The sequence below is a fragment of the Bowmanella denitrificans genome, from assembly GCF_002887595.1.
Classification (GTDB): Bacteria; Pseudomonadota; Gammaproteobacteria; order Enterobacterales; family Alteromonadaceae; genus Bowmanella; species Bowmanella denitrificans.
The window spans coordinates 105,330-121,443 of the sequence record NZ_PEBU01000007.1; the positions used below are offsets into that span (position 1 = coordinate 105,330).

Here is a 16,114-nt window from a genome sequence, read left to right on the forward strand (position 1 = left end):
AATGCTGGAGCATCAGGACATCGAAGCTCAGCACCATATGATCCTGGCGATTTATCTGGAAGTACTTAAACCCAATTTCAGTTACAGCAAGCTGGCCATGTATTTTGAACGCGATTTGTCTCTGTCATACAAGTTATTGCGTTTTATTAATTCAGGGCTGTTTGACGTACGCGAGCCAATTAGTTCGATTAAGCAGGCGTTGATTTATTTGGGTGAAGAGCAAGCCAGAAAGTTTATCTGCTTAATTGCCACGGCGCATCTGGGTGGCAATAACAAGCCACTGGAACTGATCCGAATGTCCATTCTACGCGCCCGATTCTGTGAGCTGGTCTGTGAAAAAACCGCACCAGGCTTATCTGGTATGGCATTTCTAACCGGCCTGTTTTCTTTGGTGGACGCCCTGCTCGGCTCGCCAATGGACAAAGTGCTGGAAAGACTGCCGTTGGAAGCAGACGTTAAACAGGCCCTGTTGGCAGAGCCTGGTATGCTTGGTTCCATTCTTGAACTGGTAAAAGCGTACGAAAGCGGCAGTTGGTTCTGGACACAAAAAGGCTGTTCGGCTCTGAATATCAAAGAAGAGCCGTTACCCGACCTCTACACCAGAGCGATAAAATGGTCAGAGGATTTTGAAACCAATACCGTCTGACCCTGTCGCACAGCGTTACGCCATCTGCCTAAGCATATATCCCAGCGCCCCCTGTATTGCCGCCACCTGTGCCACAATACATTGCTCAGGGGTGGCGTTGTCGCTGTCAGGATAAACTTCAGTCGTGGTTACCCATCTGGCATCGGTGACACCGGCGCACAGCCCGAGCTTTTTGGTGTCATAATTCACCACCCCATGCTGCACCAGTGGTGAGCCAATCAACCGATTGTTTTCATCTGCATCGGCAATATGGGTAACCTTTTCAACCGCATCCAGCACGGCGCGCTGGAAATCCGCTTCCGCTTTGTGGCTGTCTCCTACCAGATAAAAGCCATCCGGAATATTCCAGTTGTCATGGCAAGTGCCGTCACGAGCCGCCAATGCCGGTCTGAATTCAGAATTATCGGTATCGGTGGTTTCGTGCAAATCAATATGCAACAGGATCGGCTCAGCGATCGTGCCCAGCAGTTTGATTAGCGCAGCCGACTCTCCCGCCGGGCTCTCGGCATAAAAAGAGCGGTTAGGGTCAATAGCTGATGGGTTCCAGCGGTTAATGGTTTCGTATCCCCAGGGGCTGATGCAAGGCACAATCAGCAGATTCATTTGTCCGGCATAGTCATCGGCATGCGCTTGTGCAAAACGCAGAGCACCATGTACACCGCTGGTTTCATAGCCATGTACACCACCGGTAATCAGCGCCACCGGCTTGTTGCTTTGCCACTGAGCGGACTTGAGCGCAAATAGCGGGTAGGTCGCAGCACCGTATTGCAATTGTCCATATTGCAGCAGTGCTAACCTCGACTGCATGGTCTCTAGCGGCTGAACAACATCAGTCTGGTAACTGCGCTTTACCGACTGGAGCGCCAGCCATTGCTGTTTGTCACTGTTATTCCAGGGCGTGCCTGGTGTACCTATAGGGTAAGGGTGTGCTGCTGCATTCATTTTTATTGATTACCAAGTTAGCCATATATTTATGGTCGCCTATGGTAGCAAATACGCACACAGTGTCATCCTCCGCCCTGTCATAACATGGCTATTACACACGCCTTAGGCTAGAATAAGCGCCCTTTTTAAATCAGCCCCTTACAGCATGATCTCATCAGGTAAAGACGCCATCTATTCCAGCCCGCTGGCACAAGTTTCTGATTTTCGCTTTGACGAAAATGTGGCCGAGGTGTTCCCGGATATGATCCAGCGTTCGGTACCGGGTTACAGCACCATAGTGGATGCGATTGGTCAGATGGCTGGCAAATATATGCAGGCCGGCGCACAACTTTATGATTTAGGTTGTTCCCTTGGCGCGGTGAGTCTGGCCGCCAGTCGCTATATTCAGGCCCCGGGATGTCAGATTATCGGCGTGGATAACTCCCAGGCCATGATCGAACGTTGCCAGCGACATATTCAGGCGTTTAAGTCCGACGTGCCGATTCAACTGGTATGTGATGATTTACAGAATATCCGCATTACCAATGCCGCTATGGTAGTGATGAATTTCACCCTGCAGTTTATTGCACCACCACAGCGCCTGGATATCTTGCAAGGTATTTATCAGGGGCTGAATCCTGGTGGCATTCTGGTCTTGTCGGAAAAGATCCGTCACCCCAGCGAAGCTGGCAATGAGCTTCTGATTGAGCTGCATCACGAGTTTAAGCGCCGCAATGGTTACAGCGAACTGGAAATCAGCCAGAAGCGTACAGCGCTGGAAAATGTGATGCTCACCGACAGTTTCAGCCAGCACGAACAACGCCTTAAGCAGGCAGGTTTCAGTGATGTGCTGCTGTGGTTTAAGTGCTTTAATTTTGCGTCACTGGTGGCCATTAAATAATGGTGCAACAGCTTGGTTTCTAAGTCGTATCAACAGCAGTAAGTCAGAAGGTTGAGCATGCAACAGTTTCAGGAGTTTTACCGCCGCATTGCCGGTACATCACACAGTCACTGGCTGGAAGTGCTGCCCGCCCAACTGGCAGACTGGCAAGGGCAAAACAAAGCCGACCTGGACAAATGGCAAAAACTGCTGGCAAAACTCCCTGCCACCTCCCCTGCAGACGTAGACTTGCTCAGTCAGGTACGTATTGGCAGTGCGGCGGATATCAATGACTACACCCAGAAACAGATAATTGGCTTGTTGCAGCAATTCAAACCCTGGCGCAAAGGCCCCTTTCACCTGCATGGTATTCACCTGGATACCGAGTGGCGCTCTGACTGGAAATGGGATCGCGTGTTACCGCATCTAAGCCCCCTTGCCGGTCGAAGTGTGCTGGATGTGGGCTGTGGCAGTGGCTATCACCTGTGGCGTATGCGCGGTCAGGGTGCTGAGTTGGTGGTGGGGGTGGACCCCTACCCGTTGTTTCTGATGCAGTTTCTGATCATGCAGCACTTTATTCAGGATCAGCAGGTCTTCCAGTTACCCCTGGGTATCGAAGCCTTACCGGCCCTTAACAGTTTTGATACGGTTTTTTCCATGGGCGTACTTTATCACCGTAAAAGCCCGCTGGATTTTTTGCAGCAGCTTAAGAGTCTGCTCAGAAAAGGCGGTGAGCTGGTGCTGGAAACCCTGGTAGTAGAGGGTGACGAGCACCAGGTTTTTCTGCCCGGCGAGCGCTATGCGCAAATGCGTAATGTCTGGTTTATTCCCAGCGTAAAGGCGCTGGAAAGCTGGTTGCAACGCCTGGGTTTTAAACATATTCGCACCGTGGATGTGTCCACCACCAGCGTCGATGAACAGCGCAGTACCCAGTGGATGACCACCCATTCACTCAAAGACTTTCTCGACCCTGAAGATCCCAGCAAGACCATTGAAGGCTACCCCGCACCGGTGCGCGCTGTCACTATTGCCACAGCCTAGACACTCATTGCTGCTTGACTAATTTCTATACAGCTGACGGCTTTTTATCGGCATGGCCCAGTGACTTATCCGGTGCAATGGCGTCACGCACGGCCTGCTTTAGTTCGGTAATCTCCGGAAATCTGCCCTGCTGTTTTCGGCTCCATACCAATTGCCCATTGGCGCTTACCTCAAAAATACCGCCGCTGGCAGGAAGCAGTGACAGCTCGGTGATTTCCTGTTCGAACGTGCTTAACAGTTCCTGCGCCATCCAGGCAGAACGCAGCAACCAGCGGCACTGGGTACAATATTTGATTTCAACTTTTGCCATATTTTCTCTTTATGGACGGTGATCTGGCGTATTCAATAGCCGGGATGCGGACCGCACTCTTAGCCCGCATTGTCGTATGCAGCTTTTATCCAGGCAATCACTTCATCGTCCACTTGTTCTGGATGGCTAAGCTTAACCCGATACTGGCACATCTGCCCGGCAGGTAGCTTTTCAAGACGTGGGGATTCTGGCAAGGCCTTTATATTCAACCCCAGTTCTACCCGGGTATTGGTGGCAGGTCCAATCATGGCAAATTGCTTGTTGCGACGATAGCTGACATATTTTTGTTTTGCTGCCGTGTCAAACGGGCCAAACTGATTCATATGCTGCAAAAGGCTGTCGTGAATATCACGCAGGGCCGCCTTAGGTCCGGTGTACAAGGCATCCAGTGGGTTGGATTCACTTGCGGCTGTTGTCGTACTTTCCTTGGCAAAATGCGCCAGGGTATTGGCGTGTCCATGGCCCAGAGCGAACACATCCTTTAGCATTTTAACAATCTCGGTATGCTTGGTCAGGTTGCTCTGTTTAATAATGGCCTTAAGTTCATCCAGCGACTTTCCTGTAAGTTCTTCAATATTGTTAAGCTGGGTTGCCAGCGCCTTTTGCATATCGGCCATTATTCGCTCCTGTTGTTTATATGCAGTATAGAAAAGAGCTCGCCATTGTTGTTATGGTTTATCAGTCCGGGATGGCCTCGGGTGCAGACAAGGCTTTACTGTAAAACCCGGAAGGATCAAAACAGCAGACACGTTTTTTACCACTGGCCAGCATATCGCAGGCATCACTGATGCGCTTTGCACGGGTTTTGGCCTGTTTAGCCGTGGTGATCCAGTGGATCCAATCCACGCGAGCCAATGTGGTGGTGGCCTGCCAGGTGGCCATCGCCTCGGGCGCCGATATCAGCGCGGCCTGTAAGTCAGCTGGAAGTTCTGGTTCTGGTTCAATCTCCACGGGTTTGACTTTAAACTCAGCTTCATCGCCCATGGTGACACCGGCAGCCTGCATCAGTTTTTGATCAATACGCAGCCAGTGGCTTTTCTTACCATCCGGCTCCAATAGTGCGGTAAAAGGCGCGTTATTCACTGTGCCTTCTATGCTGGTACGGCCCCGCCTGGGCAGAATGTCACTCACCGCCATCGGCAATACCACAAAAGCCCAGGGCTCGTTATCTGACGTATTGGCTTGTCGCAATTTGGCCTGAAATTTTGCCAGGCTATTTTGTTGTTCCATCTTTACCTCCATTCTTGTTCACCCTCTTGTTGCACAGCCCATATTAACTCACTGTTGCCAGGGGTAGAAAACACTAAGTGGCGCGACACGATAGTTAAAAATTCCGCCACTCACCCCAGGATCGGCATCCATGATCGCTTTCGCTTCTTGCTCTGAGGCCACACGAAATACCAGGCGGCACATAACTGCGCCAGGCTGGGCCGGTTTCAATATGCACCACAAATAACGGCGATGGCGGTTGTTCACCCGCCAGGGCCGGCCAGCTTAACAATATTATCAGCAACAGATAAACCCTGTTCATGTTCAGGCTCCGGTTGAGAAGTGCAATAGCTGCGACGCTATACAAACCGCTGCGCAGACTATGCCGTTAACTGTATCTTGGGCCCATCCTTTGTACAAACCAGTGCCACGCCTTAAAACACATCATGTTCGCCTGGTTCTCCTATACTGGATAGGTTATTCCTGTTGGAGCCTATGATGCATCGCCGCACTTTTCTGACTGGAGCAGGCCTGGCCGTTGCCGCCACCAGCCTGAGTCAGCTGACCCTGGCAGACAATACGCAGCCACCGCAGAGCGGTGTGACTCCCCCTATTGCCCCGGCAGATTGGCAGGGGCTGAGAAAGCTGTTTCCGCTCACCTATGACTATATTCATCTGGCCACTTTTCTACTGGCGTCACACCCCAAACCCGTGGCCGATGCCATTGAGGCACACCGGCGTGCCTTTGACAGTAACCCGGCAGATTACTGGCACGCTCATTTTATGACTATAGACGGGCAAATATGTGCAAGTGCCGCCGGCTATATGGGGGTTCGGGCTGAACAAATCGCCCTGACCGACAGCACCACTATGGGGCTGGCACTGGTATACAGCGGCCTGAAACTGGCCGCCGATGACGAAATTCTGCAAAGCGTACATGACCATTACTCTACCGATTTGTCGTTGCAACTGCGCGCCGACCGCACCGGTGCCAAGGTCAAACGTATTGCACTGTATAAACACCCCGCAGCGGTTAGCGAACCAGAAGTGCTGGCAAATTTAAAAGCCGGTATTTCAGACAGGACCCGTGTCGTGGCAGTCACCTGGGTACACTCCTCTACCGGAGTTAAATTACCTGTTCGTGCCATGGCCGATGCCATAGCAAAAATCAATGCCAAACGCAGTGAATCACAACAGATTCTGTTTTTAGTGGACGGCGTACATGGTTTTGGTATTGAAGATCAGGATATCAGCCAACTGGGCTGTGACTTTTTTATTGCTGGTACCCATAAATGGATCTTTGGCCCTCGTGGCACCGGCGTGATTTGGGGCAACGGACGGGCCTGGCAAAGCAGTAATGCGGTTATCCCCAGCTTTAGTCAGTCATACGATGTGTGGTTGGGCAACAGCAGCCAGGACCAGGTGCCGATTGGTGAACATATGTCACCTGGTGGTTTTCATTCGTTTGAGCATCGCTGGGCCTTACCCCAGGCCTTTGCTTTGCATCTGCAACTGGGCAAGGCCAATGTGCAAAAACGCATTCATCAACTTAATAGTCAGACCAAACAGGGTCTGGCCAAGATGCCGCATGTGACACTTTATACCCCGATGGATCCCGGGCTTTCCAGCGGCCTGGTTTGTTTTGATGTAAAAGGTATGTCAGCAGATGATGTAGTAAAGGCCTTGCACAGTAAGGGGATTATTATGAGCGCAACCCCTTACCGACAATCTTATGCGCGCTTTGCTCCCAGTCTGATTAATAATGAACAGGAAATAGAGCGGGCTTTGGCTGCAATTGCTGCACTGGCTTGAGGTGTTAATGGCTTGTTCACCGCCGAGGCGCAGAGAGCGCAGAGTTTTTAAAAAATCATTTGAATTCACTCCTGATTTTCTCTGTGAACTCGGCGACTCTGCGGTGACAAATATCCTGCTTCTGCCGTTAGTTGTTTTATTGCATCTGGATGATCATATTTCACCACAGAGGCACAGAGAACACGGAGTTTGAAGTGTTACCCCTTAGCGAGCGGTTTTCACACCTCCTCGTTTATGCGAGAAGACTTTTTGATTACCGCCGAGGCGCAGAGAGCGCAGAATTTTTAAAAAATCATTTGATTTCACTCCTGATTTTCTCTGTGAACTCGGCGACTCTGCGGTGACAAATATCCTGCTTCTGCCCTTTGTTGCTTTATTGCAACTGGATAATCATGTTTCACCACAGAGGCACAGAGAACACGGAGTTTGAAGTGTTAACCCTCAGCGTGCTGTTCTTGGCGCCTCCGCGTCTTTGCGAGAAGCCTTTTTAATTACCACCTGGGCAATATTTCCAAGCTCGCCAACAACATACATCTGCACAAAGACTTACATCATCGCAATTGCCTAAATAGTAGACTGTCTGCTTAAACATCAGATACAGGGAAGGGTTTTATGCTGCTAATTGCCGGGGCAGTCGTCGCGCTGGTAGTGGGTCTGTTTATCTTTTTTGAATACCGGGTACTAAGCCTGCCCGATTTTAGTGCGGTGGAACAAGCCACGCCAAACACAAAGCACCAGGCCTTGTCACAGTGGTTAGATGCCCTGGCCCATCAGCGCAAATTCAATGGCAGTATAGTAATTGCGCAAAACGGCAATATTCTGTTTCAGCGCAATATCGGCAACACCAATATTCATGGGCAGCCTATCAGTGACACTACGGCCTTTAATCTCGCCTCGGTATCCAAGCATATCACCGCCTTTGCCGTTTTAATGCTCGAACATCAAGGACGGCTGTCACGCCAGGATCTTGTTAGCCAACATATTGCGGAGCTTAGCCACTATCAGCATGTCTCCTTAGATCATCTGCTGAAAAATATATCTGGCATACCAGACTATGCCCGCAGCCGCACCTTAGCAGCGTTATTAAAGAAGCAAAGAACAGTGTTCACCCCGCAGCACCTGATTAGCTGGCTGGCCGCGCCGGCACAAAAGCTTAAATTCACACCAGGGCAACAGGACGACTACTCCAACAGCAACTATGTATTGTTGGCCGAAGTTATCAGCCGGGTTACGGGTCAGTCTTTTTCTGATTATTTACAGTCTGACATTTTTGCGCCGCTGGGTATGAATAGCACCGCGGTGGTCAATAAATGCGTTAATACAGACAAGTTAAAAGACCGGGCCTATGGTTTTAGCAAACAGTTTTTCTACTTTGGTCTCGCCGTGGAACAGGATCTAAATCATTTCGATGGCGTGGCCGGTGACGGCAATATTTATGCTAGTGCGCACGACTTGGTTATCTGGGATCAGGCCCTGCGGGACGGTACTCTGTTGCCCAAAGAGATTTATCAGCAGGCCTATCAACCTACCCGGCTAGACAATGGTTTATGGGTGGAGGAAAAAGTCGCAGGTCAAGTTATTGTGCCGGGACTTGGCTGGAATGTTCAGGATTTTCCGCGGGTTAGTAGTTATGGGGTGTGGCAGGCGTTTAATAATTTTTACTGGCGCGACTTACAGCATAACACCGTGGTGGTTGTGCTGAGTAATTCAGGCTATTTTTTGCGTACCGCTATGATTGGTGAGCGGTTGGTTAAGTTTGCTGAGACTTTGGACTAAAAGCTTGGATTCACCACAGAGGCACAGAGAACACGGAAAAGAAGAGAAGAAAGAACAAGTACGCAGTAATGGGGTATTTGTTGGTTAAACGATTTTGCCGTCTTAACAATAATAAAGCCGCAGCCGCGGCTTCTGGTGCTCGCTGGGTCACGGCCACGGCCGTGACCCAGGCCTAAGCTAAAGAAACTCTTAATCTAAAGCTTTTATATTGCAAATCGAGTTTCACGGGCATTCTCCTGTATAGATAACACTTCACTCAACTGACTACATTTTGACCTGAGCAATTCAGCATAGGTTCCAATGGTAGATAGTAAAACTACAGGATGGGCAATAATTTATAGCTAAGAATTTGATTTTAAATGGTTACCTGGGTCAGACTTGAACCGGCACGGCGTTACCGCCGAGGGATTTTAAATCCTGCCAAAGTAACAATAAAAACAGTAACTTACTGTCTCATAAAGAAGTTTAACGAACATAAGACCACCAGCTATATTAGCGTGGTTACAATGTGGCTATCTATTCCACTTATTTACATGTGATTATTAGACGTACTTTCTATCTGAATTTAATATTTAGCTCTTTACTAATTTTAGAGTCCAAATGGGATGATTTTAACTCCGCATTCAAGTCTTTCTCATCACTGACAACGTTTAGCAGAATATCAAATGATTTTCTAGTAAAGTCGTCAAAGTTAACCATTCCATCTTGTATCTTTGAAATTTCACTGTCCATTTTATTAGTATCTATCCATGAATCAGATCCTCTAAATAAAAATGAGGCTATTCTAGATATATGAAATGAGGCATTTTTAGCAATGTAACGGCGCTTTTCATTTGAATCCTTTACGTACGATTCATGCTTCAGTGAATCTTTCACATTGGAATAAATCAACGAAGACAGTACAAACGGCTGTACAATATCACCAGTGAATATTTTATCATAGAACTCACTCCAGACTTTATACTTGCGGCTTCTTGCATCACTGCATCTTTTAAGTACAACTGCTAGGTATGAAGTCGCGGCTATGTCATTTGATATCACGCTTGCCTTTTGAATGCCTTCAATACTATCATACTGCCTTGGCTTTCTTTCATAGTACAAATTATAGAATTCAAAGCCTCTTTCAATGTCAACTTGAACCAAATCATTTGACCTTAGATTTCGGCCTGATATTTTATTTTGATTATTTGTAGTTAAAACTATGCGATCAACAAGATCAATGTCTTCTGTCTGATATATCCTTACAATAACCCTTGCATCTTTCTGTAGCTCTCCATTGGTACCTGCTCTAGCCAAAGAAGATGCTGTCTGACAGCCATTCACAATTTGCATATTTGTAAGTTTCACATGGGGATCATCGGGGTCAGTAACTGGGTCGACTTTATCACAAACTATCGTAATTCCATTGTTTAAAAACCAAAAAAGATAGCTAGTTTCCGCATTTGAACATGTAGACAATATTTCTGGATTAACGCTACCTCTATTGCCTAGATATTTTCTTATATTTAGATCAAATACATAGCCATTTACATCTTCATTAACTATCCTAGAAATTTCGGTAGCCGGAACAGAACATACAATACCTGTCAAACCTTGCGTTTGATATTTTATCAATGATGGTGCGTTAGCATCGTATCTCATCTTAATATCAGCGCTAATTTTCTTATTCTTTTTTTCAAGTGCGTTAATGCGATCGACTATTTCCTCTGCACTCCAATACTCAAATTTAAATGAAGCAAAGACTTCATTATCATATTCATCCGTTATGCTTTTTTCTTCTTCAATACATTCATTGGAAATGACTTTTCTTGGTGCATTTGTTATATAGGCCACTTTAACATGGATATTTGATGGACCTATTGAAGACTGCAAAGCTCTATAACTCAATATTTGATCTTTAAGATTTGTATTTGATAATGCAGAAATATCCGCTCTAGATTTATTAAAAACCCATTGCAACCCATTTCTTAGCTGAACAAGTATATTTGAAGAAAATGATTGTGTATTTTTAACTTGTAAGATATAAACGTAAGCTTCATCGTTTTCATCAAAAATTGAAATTACATCTATTTGTTTATCTTGACCACCATCAACCAATTCTCGCTCTTCAAATGAATGAAGACTTTGGTCTGTTACCAGAGAATGAGCCAGTCTTGTAAAAGCAGCATCCTCCTCAATTTCCAAATGAATTGCAGTTTTCTCAATATTACTCTGAACTATTTGCTGCCTAATATTCATCCCATTCACTCAACATGAAATTGCAAATAAAATATCAACATCTACATAAAACTGATTACATCTTGCTTTGATACATATAGTTATATTTAACTTGAACTCTACCTAATCCAGTTTAAATGTAATTTATATATGCTCGCTGTCATGAATTTGCAAGGAGCAACGATGTATCAAAACAGAACCTTTTGCTTTACCAACAGTGACTTGATTCGATACTTCCATATCAAAGATAACCTAAGGGGTTATCAGCAGCTATGCGCTTTGGATGTGTGGGAACGGGAAATGCGAAAACGCCTGACGGCCATTACGCCGAACCTTTCTGTTGCTTCTCTGCGTCCAACTTAGCGCCCTGCCCTTCTAATTCTCGAATCTGAAAATGCGTCTGGGTATAAAGTGTCTGATCAAGGGCTTTCCTGACACTTATATTGTTAATTCCGCTTATCTGTGCGCATGTTTAATCTGACCAGGTCGCCAGGTGAACTTGCCGCTCACATCTTTACAAAAATCTAGCAGATGGTTTGGCTGATTGATACCTAAATTTCCCTATTACTTCAGACCGTTAGGTTATCTGTTTGGCTCAGCGGTGCCGCAGTGGCCTTAATGTCCCTGATGCTTCCGCTGGTCAAATATGCATAACACTAAACCACCAGATTGACCGCTATGGATATCTGCTTGGCATCCGGCGTCGCTGCGCTTTTCAATTGGTCATTCAGTACGTCGATGCTATATTCTTTAATAGCCAATTTGAATACAGCAGAGGTGACTATGGCCAATACCAGCCTGACTCTTGGTGAACACTGGGAAGGCTTTATCAAAGCAGAAATAACCAGTGGCCGTTATGGTACCGCCAGCGAAGTAGTGCGCGACGCTTTGCGTACCCTGGAAGAGAAGAAAATTAAGCTTGCTGCGCTGCGAGTTCATTTGGATGAAGGCGCTGTACAGGCACAACGTGGCGAGTTTGTTAATCAATCTGAACAGGAGATGCTTAGCGAGTTTAAAGCACAGCGCAATGGCAAATAGCTTTCAAATTACCCCCAGAGCAAAAGGTGATTTATACGATGCCTGGCTTTATACCCTTGAAACCTGGGGGGAGCATCAGGCCGATACTTATATACAAGCCTTATTCTCACGCTTTGCCTGGCTGGCTGAACAACCTTCGGCAGGTCGACACAGAACAGATATTGCGAAAGGATACTATTGTTTCGCTCAAGGCCAGCATCTGGTGTTTTATCAGATTCTGCAAACCGATATCGCCATTATCGGCGTACCGCATCAATCAATGGATATAGAACATTACTTTGATAGGCCATTAGGGTTATAGGATAACTATCAGGCTAAATTGTCTTTCGTTGCAGCCTCACCTTGGCAAACAGCATAATTTTTTTGAGTGTAGCCAAAATGCAGTCAAATGAGGATAACTGAAGACAGAATTCAGATTAAGAGATGCAGCTAAGTGCAAGATTTTAAATGGTGCCCGGGGCCGGACTTGAACCGGCACGGCGTTACCGCCGAGGGATTTTAAATCCCTTGTGTCTACCAATTTCACCACCCGGGCATCGGGGGATATGTAGCTGTTATTGCTGCTACCAGCATTCTTAACTGCCTTTGGGCAGTTTCCTTGTGGTCGCTACCGGCTTCCCGCCTCTCGCGACACTTGTACTTCCTGCACATCGTCTACCTGTTTCACCACCCGGGCATCGGGGTTTCTCTCAGCCGTCAGATTATTAAGCGACTTGCTTTCGAGAAATCAACGCATTGCGTTGAGAGATGGAGGCGGAACCCGGAGTCGAACCGAGATACACGGATTTGCAATCCGCTGCATAGCCATTCTGCCATTCCGCCAATTTGGAGCGGGAAACGAGACTCGAACTCGCGACCCCAACCTTGGCAAGGTTGTGCTCTACCAACTGAGCTATTCCCGCATTTTTCTATCGGTTAGGAAAGTCTTGCCTTACTGGGCTGCCTCCCTAAACGTGGGCTGAATTCTACCGTCACCGCCTTGGCTGTCAACCACAAAAGTGTCATTTTCGTGTCGACTGCCGAAATTTTGACTCAAACGCCCTATTTTCCAACAGTCAGGCCGCTGTCAGATGCTTCCAGGCCGCCTTCAGATAAATACACATTGACCATACCGACAACACAGTGGCGATAATCAGCAGGATTTTGCCCAGCGTCACCCAATAAATGGGAAAGCCCATAAAGTATTCCAGTTCCGATAACAGGCCGATCAATGCCAGCATTTGTGCCATAGTTTTGGCTTTACCAATAAAAGACACCTGCACGGTATCGCGCTTGCCTGACTCGGCCATCCATTCCCGCAGCGCTGAGACAAAGATTTCCCGTGACATTAACAGCACCGCCGAGATGGTGATCCAGGCACTGTCGTAGCTATGCGCAATCATAATCAGCGCAGCCCCCACTATCAGCTTGTCGGCCACCGGGTCGAGAAAGGCGCCAAAGGCGGTAGATTGCCCCAGTTTGCGGGCCAGATAGCCGTCGAACCAATCGGTAATCGCGGCAAACCAGAAGATAAAGGCCGCCGTTTGGTGCGCCCACTGCCAATCAAGAAAATACACAATCACAAAAACCGGAATTAACAACACTCGAAGGGAGGTGAGGATATTGGGGATGGTCCACATACTGCTTGTCACATTCATACCGGTTCTGTTTTTCTGCGCGTCATCTTACACCAATTTGCCCTTATAAATGCAGGTGTTCATGGATAATCAATGCCAGTTCTTCACTAATCCCTGGCACTTTGGCTATTTCTTCAGCACTGGCACTTAACACTTCCTGCATGCCCCCCATATATTTAAGCAGGCTTTGCCGACGTTTGGCCCCCACGCCGGGAATGTTTTCCAGTTTGGACTGGGTTTTGACTTTTTGTCGTCTGGCCCGATGGCCGGTAATAGCAAAACGGTGCGCTTCGTCGCGGATATGCTGAATCAGATGCAGCGCCGCAGAATCGGCCTGCATCGGAATAGTGGCATGGCTACCAGCCAGAATCAGGGTTTCCAGGCCGGGTTTACGACTGGTGCCTTTAGCGACACCAATCAGCATCGGCATCTTGCTATGTGGCCAGTTTTCAAAGCAGGCTTCGGCCTGCGCCAGTTGCCCTTTGCCCCCGTCGATAAACAGAATATCCGGTATCTTGTTTTCATCGGTTATTTTGCTGTAACGGCGGCGCAAGGCCTGATCCATCGCCGCATAATCATCCCCTGGAGTAATCCCTTCAATGTTGTAGCGCCGGTAATCACTTTTAAATGGCCCTTCACGATTAAACACCACGCAGGATGCCACCGTCTGCTGCCCGGATGTATGGCTGATATCAAAACATTCCATACGTTGCACCGGGCTGTCCAGCTCCAACACCTGTTCCAGTTCAAGATAGCGGGCAAACACCGATTTCTGGCTGCTCTGCTGAGCCTCCAGCGCGGCTTCGGCATTGGTATTGGCCAGTTTTAAATAGCGGCGCTTTTCGTCTCTGGCCCCCTGGAAAAACTGCACTTTATGTCCGGCCTGACGACTCAACAGCTCCTCAATGGCCTGACTGTCTTCCAGCACCATCGGCACAACAATTTGCCGGGGCACCGATTTATTACCCGCCAGATAATATTGCAGCAGAAACGACTGAAACACTTCCTGCGGGCCGATATCAGCCGGTACCTTGGGGAAATAACTCTTGCTGCCCAGTAGTTTGTTATCGCGAATAAAGAAGCCCTGAATACTGGCAATGCCGTTACGGTAGGCAAAACCAAACACATCCATTTCCGGCTGGTCGCCACTGACCCACTGCTGTTCCTGTACTTTTCTGAGCGCCGAGATCTGATCCCGGTAGCGGGCGGCCGCTTCAAACTTCAGGTCGATACTGGCCTGCTCCATCTTTTTAACCAGTGCATCGATCACTTCGGCATTCTTGCCTTTGAGGAACAGCCGTGCCAGTTGCACCTGCTGGTCGTATTCCTGGTCGCTAACCAGCCCTTCAACACAAGGGCCGGCACAGCGTTTAAGCTGGTATTGCAGACAAGGGCGGGTGCGCGCTTTGTAGTAACTGTCTTCGCATTGGCGCACCGGAAATAGCTTTTGCATGGTGCGCAGGCTTTCCCGCACAGCCCAGGCACTGGGGTAAGGGCCAAAATACTCGCCTTTGGGCTTTCTGCCGCCCCGATGCAGCGTCAGACGTGGATGCTGATGGTCGGTTAGCAAAATAAAAGGGTAGCTTTTGTCATCCCGCAGCAGCACGTTGTAGCGTGGTCGGTACTTTTTTATGTAGTTGTTTTCAAGAATAAAGGCTTCGGTTTCGGTATGGGTAACCGTCACATCCATATGCTGGATTTGCCGGACCAGAGACTGGGTTTTTACACTGTCCAGATTGCTGCGAAAATAACTGGATACACGCTTTTTTAAATTCTTAGCCTTACCGACATAGATCACCTCGTCTTTTTGATTGTACATACGATAAACCCCGGGTTGTCCCGTCAGGTTTTTCAAAAAGGCTTTGTGATCAAAGGCGCTGGTCATGCGTTGGCAGTGGGTCTCTGTTTATATGAATCAATCGCATTGCGGCAGCTTTACACTCTGGCAAAACTACCGGCAGGTTGGCAATACCTCAGATTTGTTCCGGGCTGATTAACTTGTGGCGTAAGGCCAGATGCGTCAGTTCCACATCCCCGGTAACGCCAAGCTTTTCAAACATACGATAACGGTAGGTGTTGACGGTTTTAGCGCTGATACTTAAACGGGTGGCGATATCCGGCACTTTCTCACCTTTAGTGAGCATAATCATAATTTGCAGTTCACGTTCAGACAGCTCCCTGAACGGATCGGTCTGGTTACCATCAATTTTACCCAGGGCAATCTGTTGGGCCACATCCGGAGCTATATATTTCTGCCCGGAACAAACCTGGAAAATCGCCCGGATCATCTCCCGCGGCTCAGCGTCTTTAGTGACAAAACCCCAGGCACCCACCTGCATCACTTTGGCCGGAATAGGGTTTTCTTTGTGCATAGAGAGAAATATCACCTTAACCTGAGGGTTATGGCGCAGAATTTTTTTGGTTGCTTCCAGGCCGCCGATGCCTGGCATGTTCATATCCATCATCACGATATCAGGGTGCTGGGTACGGCAAAACTTTACCGCTTCCTCACCGCTGTCGGCTTCACCAATTACTTCAAAGGACTTCTCGGAGTCCAAAATCAACCTGATACCGGTTCGTACCAGATCATGGTCGTCAACCAGAAAAATCTTAATCAAAGGAATAGCTCCAGGCGTTTTTTTGTT

16 protein-coding genes, 3 tRNA genes and 1 pseudogene are annotated in these 16,114 nt (G+C 47.9%); 8 read left to right on the forward strand and 12 right to left on the reverse strand.

Translation table 11 applies throughout. From position 1 onward, the window contains the following. Positions 1–43 precede the first annotated feature (43 nt). A pseudogene (locus CSR04_RS25525) lies at positions 44–646 on the forward strand (EAL and HDOD domain-containing protein); the annotation flags it as partial. A 15-nt stretch (positions 647–661) separates the two neighbouring features. Here CSR04_RS25525 and CSR04_RS14000 read toward each other — a convergent pair. Next, entirely contained in the window at positions 662–1,588 is a 927-nt protein-coding gene (locus CSR04_RS14000; protein ID WP_102796927.1) for a M14 family metallopeptidase, read from the reverse strand. A gap of 151 nt (positions 1,589–1,739) precedes the next feature. Between CSR04_RS14000 and cmoA the strand changes: the two genes are divergently transcribed. Next, positions 1,740–2,471 (forward strand): carboxy-S-adenosyl-L-methionine synthase CmoA, encoded by a 732-nt coding sequence (gene cmoA / locus CSR04_RS14005; RefSeq protein WP_102797085.1) that lies wholly within the window; start codon positions 1,740–1,742, stop codon positions 2,469–2,471. A 51-nt stretch (positions 2,472–2,522) separates the two neighbouring features. Continuing rightward, positions 2,523–3,491 (forward strand): tRNA 5-methoxyuridine(34)/uridine 5-oxyacetic acid(34) synthase CmoB, encoded by a 969-nt coding sequence (gene cmoB, locus CSR04_RS14010; protein WP_102796928.1) that lies wholly within the window; start codon positions 2,523–2,525, stop codon positions 3,489–3,491. A gap of 25 nt (positions 3,492–3,516) precedes the next feature. Here cmoB and CSR04_RS14015 read toward each other — a convergent pair whose 3' ends face one another. From CSR04_RS14015 to CSR04_RS25420, 4 genes are all read right to left on the reverse strand, one after another. Beyond that, positions 3,517–3,801: an Rdx family protein gene (locus CSR04_RS14015; protein ID WP_102796929.1), complete on the reverse strand. Its 285-nt coding sequence runs from the start codon at positions 3,799–3,801 to the stop codon at positions 3,517–3,519. Positions 3,802–3,860: 59 nt separating this feature from the next. Further along, positions 3,861–4,418 (reverse strand): DUF4287 domain-containing protein, encoded by a 558-nt coding sequence (locus CSR04_RS14020; protein ID WP_102796930.1) that lies wholly within the window; start codon positions 4,416–4,418, stop codon positions 3,861–3,863. Between the two features lie 61 nt (positions 4,419–4,479). Then, entirely contained in the window at positions 4,480–5,031 is a 552-nt protein-coding gene (locus CSR04_RS14025; protein WP_102796931.1) for a YdeI/OmpD-associated family protein, read from the reverse strand. 48 nt (positions 5,032–5,079) lie between these two features. Beyond that, positions 5,080–5,214 (reverse strand): YciI family protein, encoded by a 135-nt coding sequence (locus CSR04_RS25420; protein ID WP_281259793.1) that lies wholly within the window; start codon positions 5,212–5,214, stop codon positions 5,080–5,082. 294 nt (positions 5,215–5,508) lie between these two features. Between CSR04_RS25420 and CSR04_RS14035 the strand changes: the two genes are divergently transcribed. Then, positions 5,509–6,822, forward strand: a complete 1,314-nt coding sequence (locus CSR04_RS14035) for an aminotransferase class V-fold PLP-dependent enzyme (RefSeq protein ID WP_102796933.1) — start codon at positions 5,509–5,511, stop codon at positions 6,820–6,822. Between the two features lie 612 nt (positions 6,823–7,434). Then, positions 7,435–8,598: a serine hydrolase domain-containing protein gene (locus CSR04_RS14040; protein WP_102796934.1), complete on the forward strand. Its 1,164-nt coding sequence runs from the start codon at positions 7,435–7,437 to the stop codon at positions 8,596–8,598. A 555-nt stretch (positions 8,599–9,153) separates the two neighbouring features. Here CSR04_RS14040 and CSR04_RS14045 read toward each other — a convergent pair. After that, complete coding sequence (locus CSR04_RS14045) at positions 9,154–10,836, reverse strand: AIPR family protein (RefSeq protein ID WP_102796935.1); 1,683 nt, start codon at positions 10,834–10,836, stop codon at positions 9,154–9,156. Positions 10,837–10,998: 162 nt separating this feature from the next. Between CSR04_RS14045 and CSR04_RS24760 the strand changes: the two genes are divergently transcribed. The 3 genes from CSR04_RS24760 (at position 10,999) to CSR04_RS14055 (ending at position 12,154) form a co-directional block, all read left to right on the forward strand. Beyond that, complete coding sequence (locus CSR04_RS24760) at positions 10,999–11,178, forward strand: hypothetical protein (RefSeq protein ID WP_146027178.1); 180 nt, start codon at positions 10,999–11,001, stop codon at positions 11,176–11,178. Between the two features lie 420 nt (positions 11,179–11,598). Further along, positions 11,599–11,853, forward strand: a complete 255-nt coding sequence (locus tag CSR04_RS14050) for a type II toxin-antitoxin system ParD family antitoxin (RefSeq protein WP_102796936.1) — start codon at positions 11,599–11,601, stop codon at positions 11,851–11,853. Further along, positions 11,843–12,154, forward strand: coding sequence for a type II toxin-antitoxin system RelE/ParE family toxin (locus CSR04_RS14055; protein ID WP_102796937.1), 312 nt, complete (start codon positions 11,843–11,845; stop codon positions 12,152–12,154). Before CSR04_RS14050 ends, CSR04_RS14055 begins: the two co-directional genes overlap by 11 nt. Before the next feature lie 147 nt (positions 12,155–12,301). Here CSR04_RS14055 and CSR04_RS14060 read toward each other — a convergent pair. The 6 genes from CSR04_RS14060 to uvrY form a co-directional block, all read right to left on the reverse strand. Continuing rightward, a tRNA-Leu gene (locus tag CSR04_RS14060) sits at positions 12,302–12,388 on the reverse strand. Between the two features lie 213 nt (positions 12,389–12,601). Next, a tRNA-Cys gene (locus CSR04_RS14065) sits at positions 12,602–12,675 on the reverse strand. A 4-nt stretch (positions 12,676–12,679) separates the two neighbouring features. Then, a tRNA-Gly gene (locus CSR04_RS14070) sits at positions 12,680–12,755 on the reverse strand. A 153-nt stretch (positions 12,756–12,908) separates the two neighbouring features. Continuing rightward, entirely contained in the window at positions 12,909–13,472 is a 564-nt protein-coding gene (gene pgsA, locus CSR04_RS14075) for a CDP-diacylglycerol--glycerol-3-phosphate 3-phosphatidyltransferase (protein WP_102796938.1), read from the reverse strand. 61 nt (positions 13,473–13,533) lie between these two features. Next, positions 13,534–15,354 (reverse strand): excinuclease ABC subunit UvrC, encoded by a 1,821-nt coding sequence (gene uvrC / locus CSR04_RS14080; RefSeq protein WP_102796939.1) that lies wholly within the window; start codon positions 15,352–15,354, stop codon positions 13,534–13,536. An 88-nt stretch (positions 15,355–15,442) separates the two neighbouring features. Beyond that, positions 15,443–16,087 carry a UvrY/SirA/GacA family response regulator transcription factor gene (gene uvrY / locus CSR04_RS14085; protein ID WP_102796940.1) on the reverse strand — a complete coding sequence of 215 codons (645 nt, stop codon included), beginning with the start codon at positions 16,085–16,087 and terminating at the stop codon, positions 15,443–15,445. Between the last annotated feature and the right edge of the window lie 27 nt (positions 16,088–16,114).

What these genes read in the sequence shown, in the direction of transcription:
- CSR04_RS14055 (WP_102796937.1), top strand. Translation starts at nt 11,843, where the DNA reads ATGGCAAATAGCTTTCAAATTACCCCCAGAGCAAAAGGTGATTTATAC.
- pgsA (WP_102796938.1), bottom strand. Translation starts at nt 13,472, where the DNA reads ATGTGGACCATCCCCAATATCCTCACCTCCCTTCGAGTGTTGTTAATT.
- CSR04_RS14050 (WP_102796936.1), top strand. Translation starts at nt 11,599, where the DNA reads ATGGCCAATACCAGCCTGACTCTTGGTGAACACTGGGAAGGCTTTATC.
- CSR04_RS14025 (WP_102796931.1), bottom strand. Translation starts at nt 5,031, where the DNA reads ATGGAACAACAAAATAGCCTGGCAAAATTTCAGGCCAAATTGCGACAA.
- CSR04_RS14040 (WP_102796934.1), top strand. Translation starts at nt 7,435, where the DNA reads ATGCTGCTAATTGCCGGGGCAGTCGTCGCGCTGGTAGTGGGTCTGTTT.
- CSR04_RS14035 (WP_102796933.1), top strand. Translation starts at nt 5,509, where the DNA reads ATGCATCGCCGCACTTTTCTGACTGGAGCAGGCCTGGCCGTTGCCGCC.
- CSR04_RS24760 (WP_146027178.1), top strand. Translation starts at nt 10,999, where the DNA reads ATGTATCAAAACAGAACCTTTTGCTTTACCAACAGTGACTTGATTCGA.
- CSR04_RS14045 (WP_102796935.1), bottom strand. Translation starts at nt 10,836, where the DNA reads ATGAATATTAGGCAGCAAATAGTTCAGAGTAATATTGAGAAAACTGCA.
- CSR04_RS14000 (WP_102796927.1), bottom strand. Translation starts at nt 1,588, where the DNA reads ATGAATGCAGCAGCACACCCTTACCCTATAGGTACACCAGGCACGCCC.
- CSR04_RS14015 (WP_102796929.1), bottom strand. Translation starts at nt 3,801, where the DNA reads ATGGCAAAAGTTGAAATCAAATATTGTACCCAGTGCCGCTGGTTGCTG.
- uvrC (WP_102796939.1), bottom strand. Translation starts at nt 15,354, where the DNA reads ATGACCAGCGCCTTTGATCACAAAGCCTTTTTGAAAAACCTGACGGGA.
- CSR04_RS14020 (WP_102796930.1), bottom strand. Translation starts at nt 4,418, where the DNA reads ATGGCCGATATGCAAAAGGCGCTGGCAACCCAGCTTAACAATATTGAA.
- CSR04_RS25420 (WP_281259793.1), bottom strand. Translation starts at nt 5,214, where the DNA reads ATGTGCCGCCTGGTATTTCGTGTGGCCTCAGAGCAAGAAGCGAAAGCG.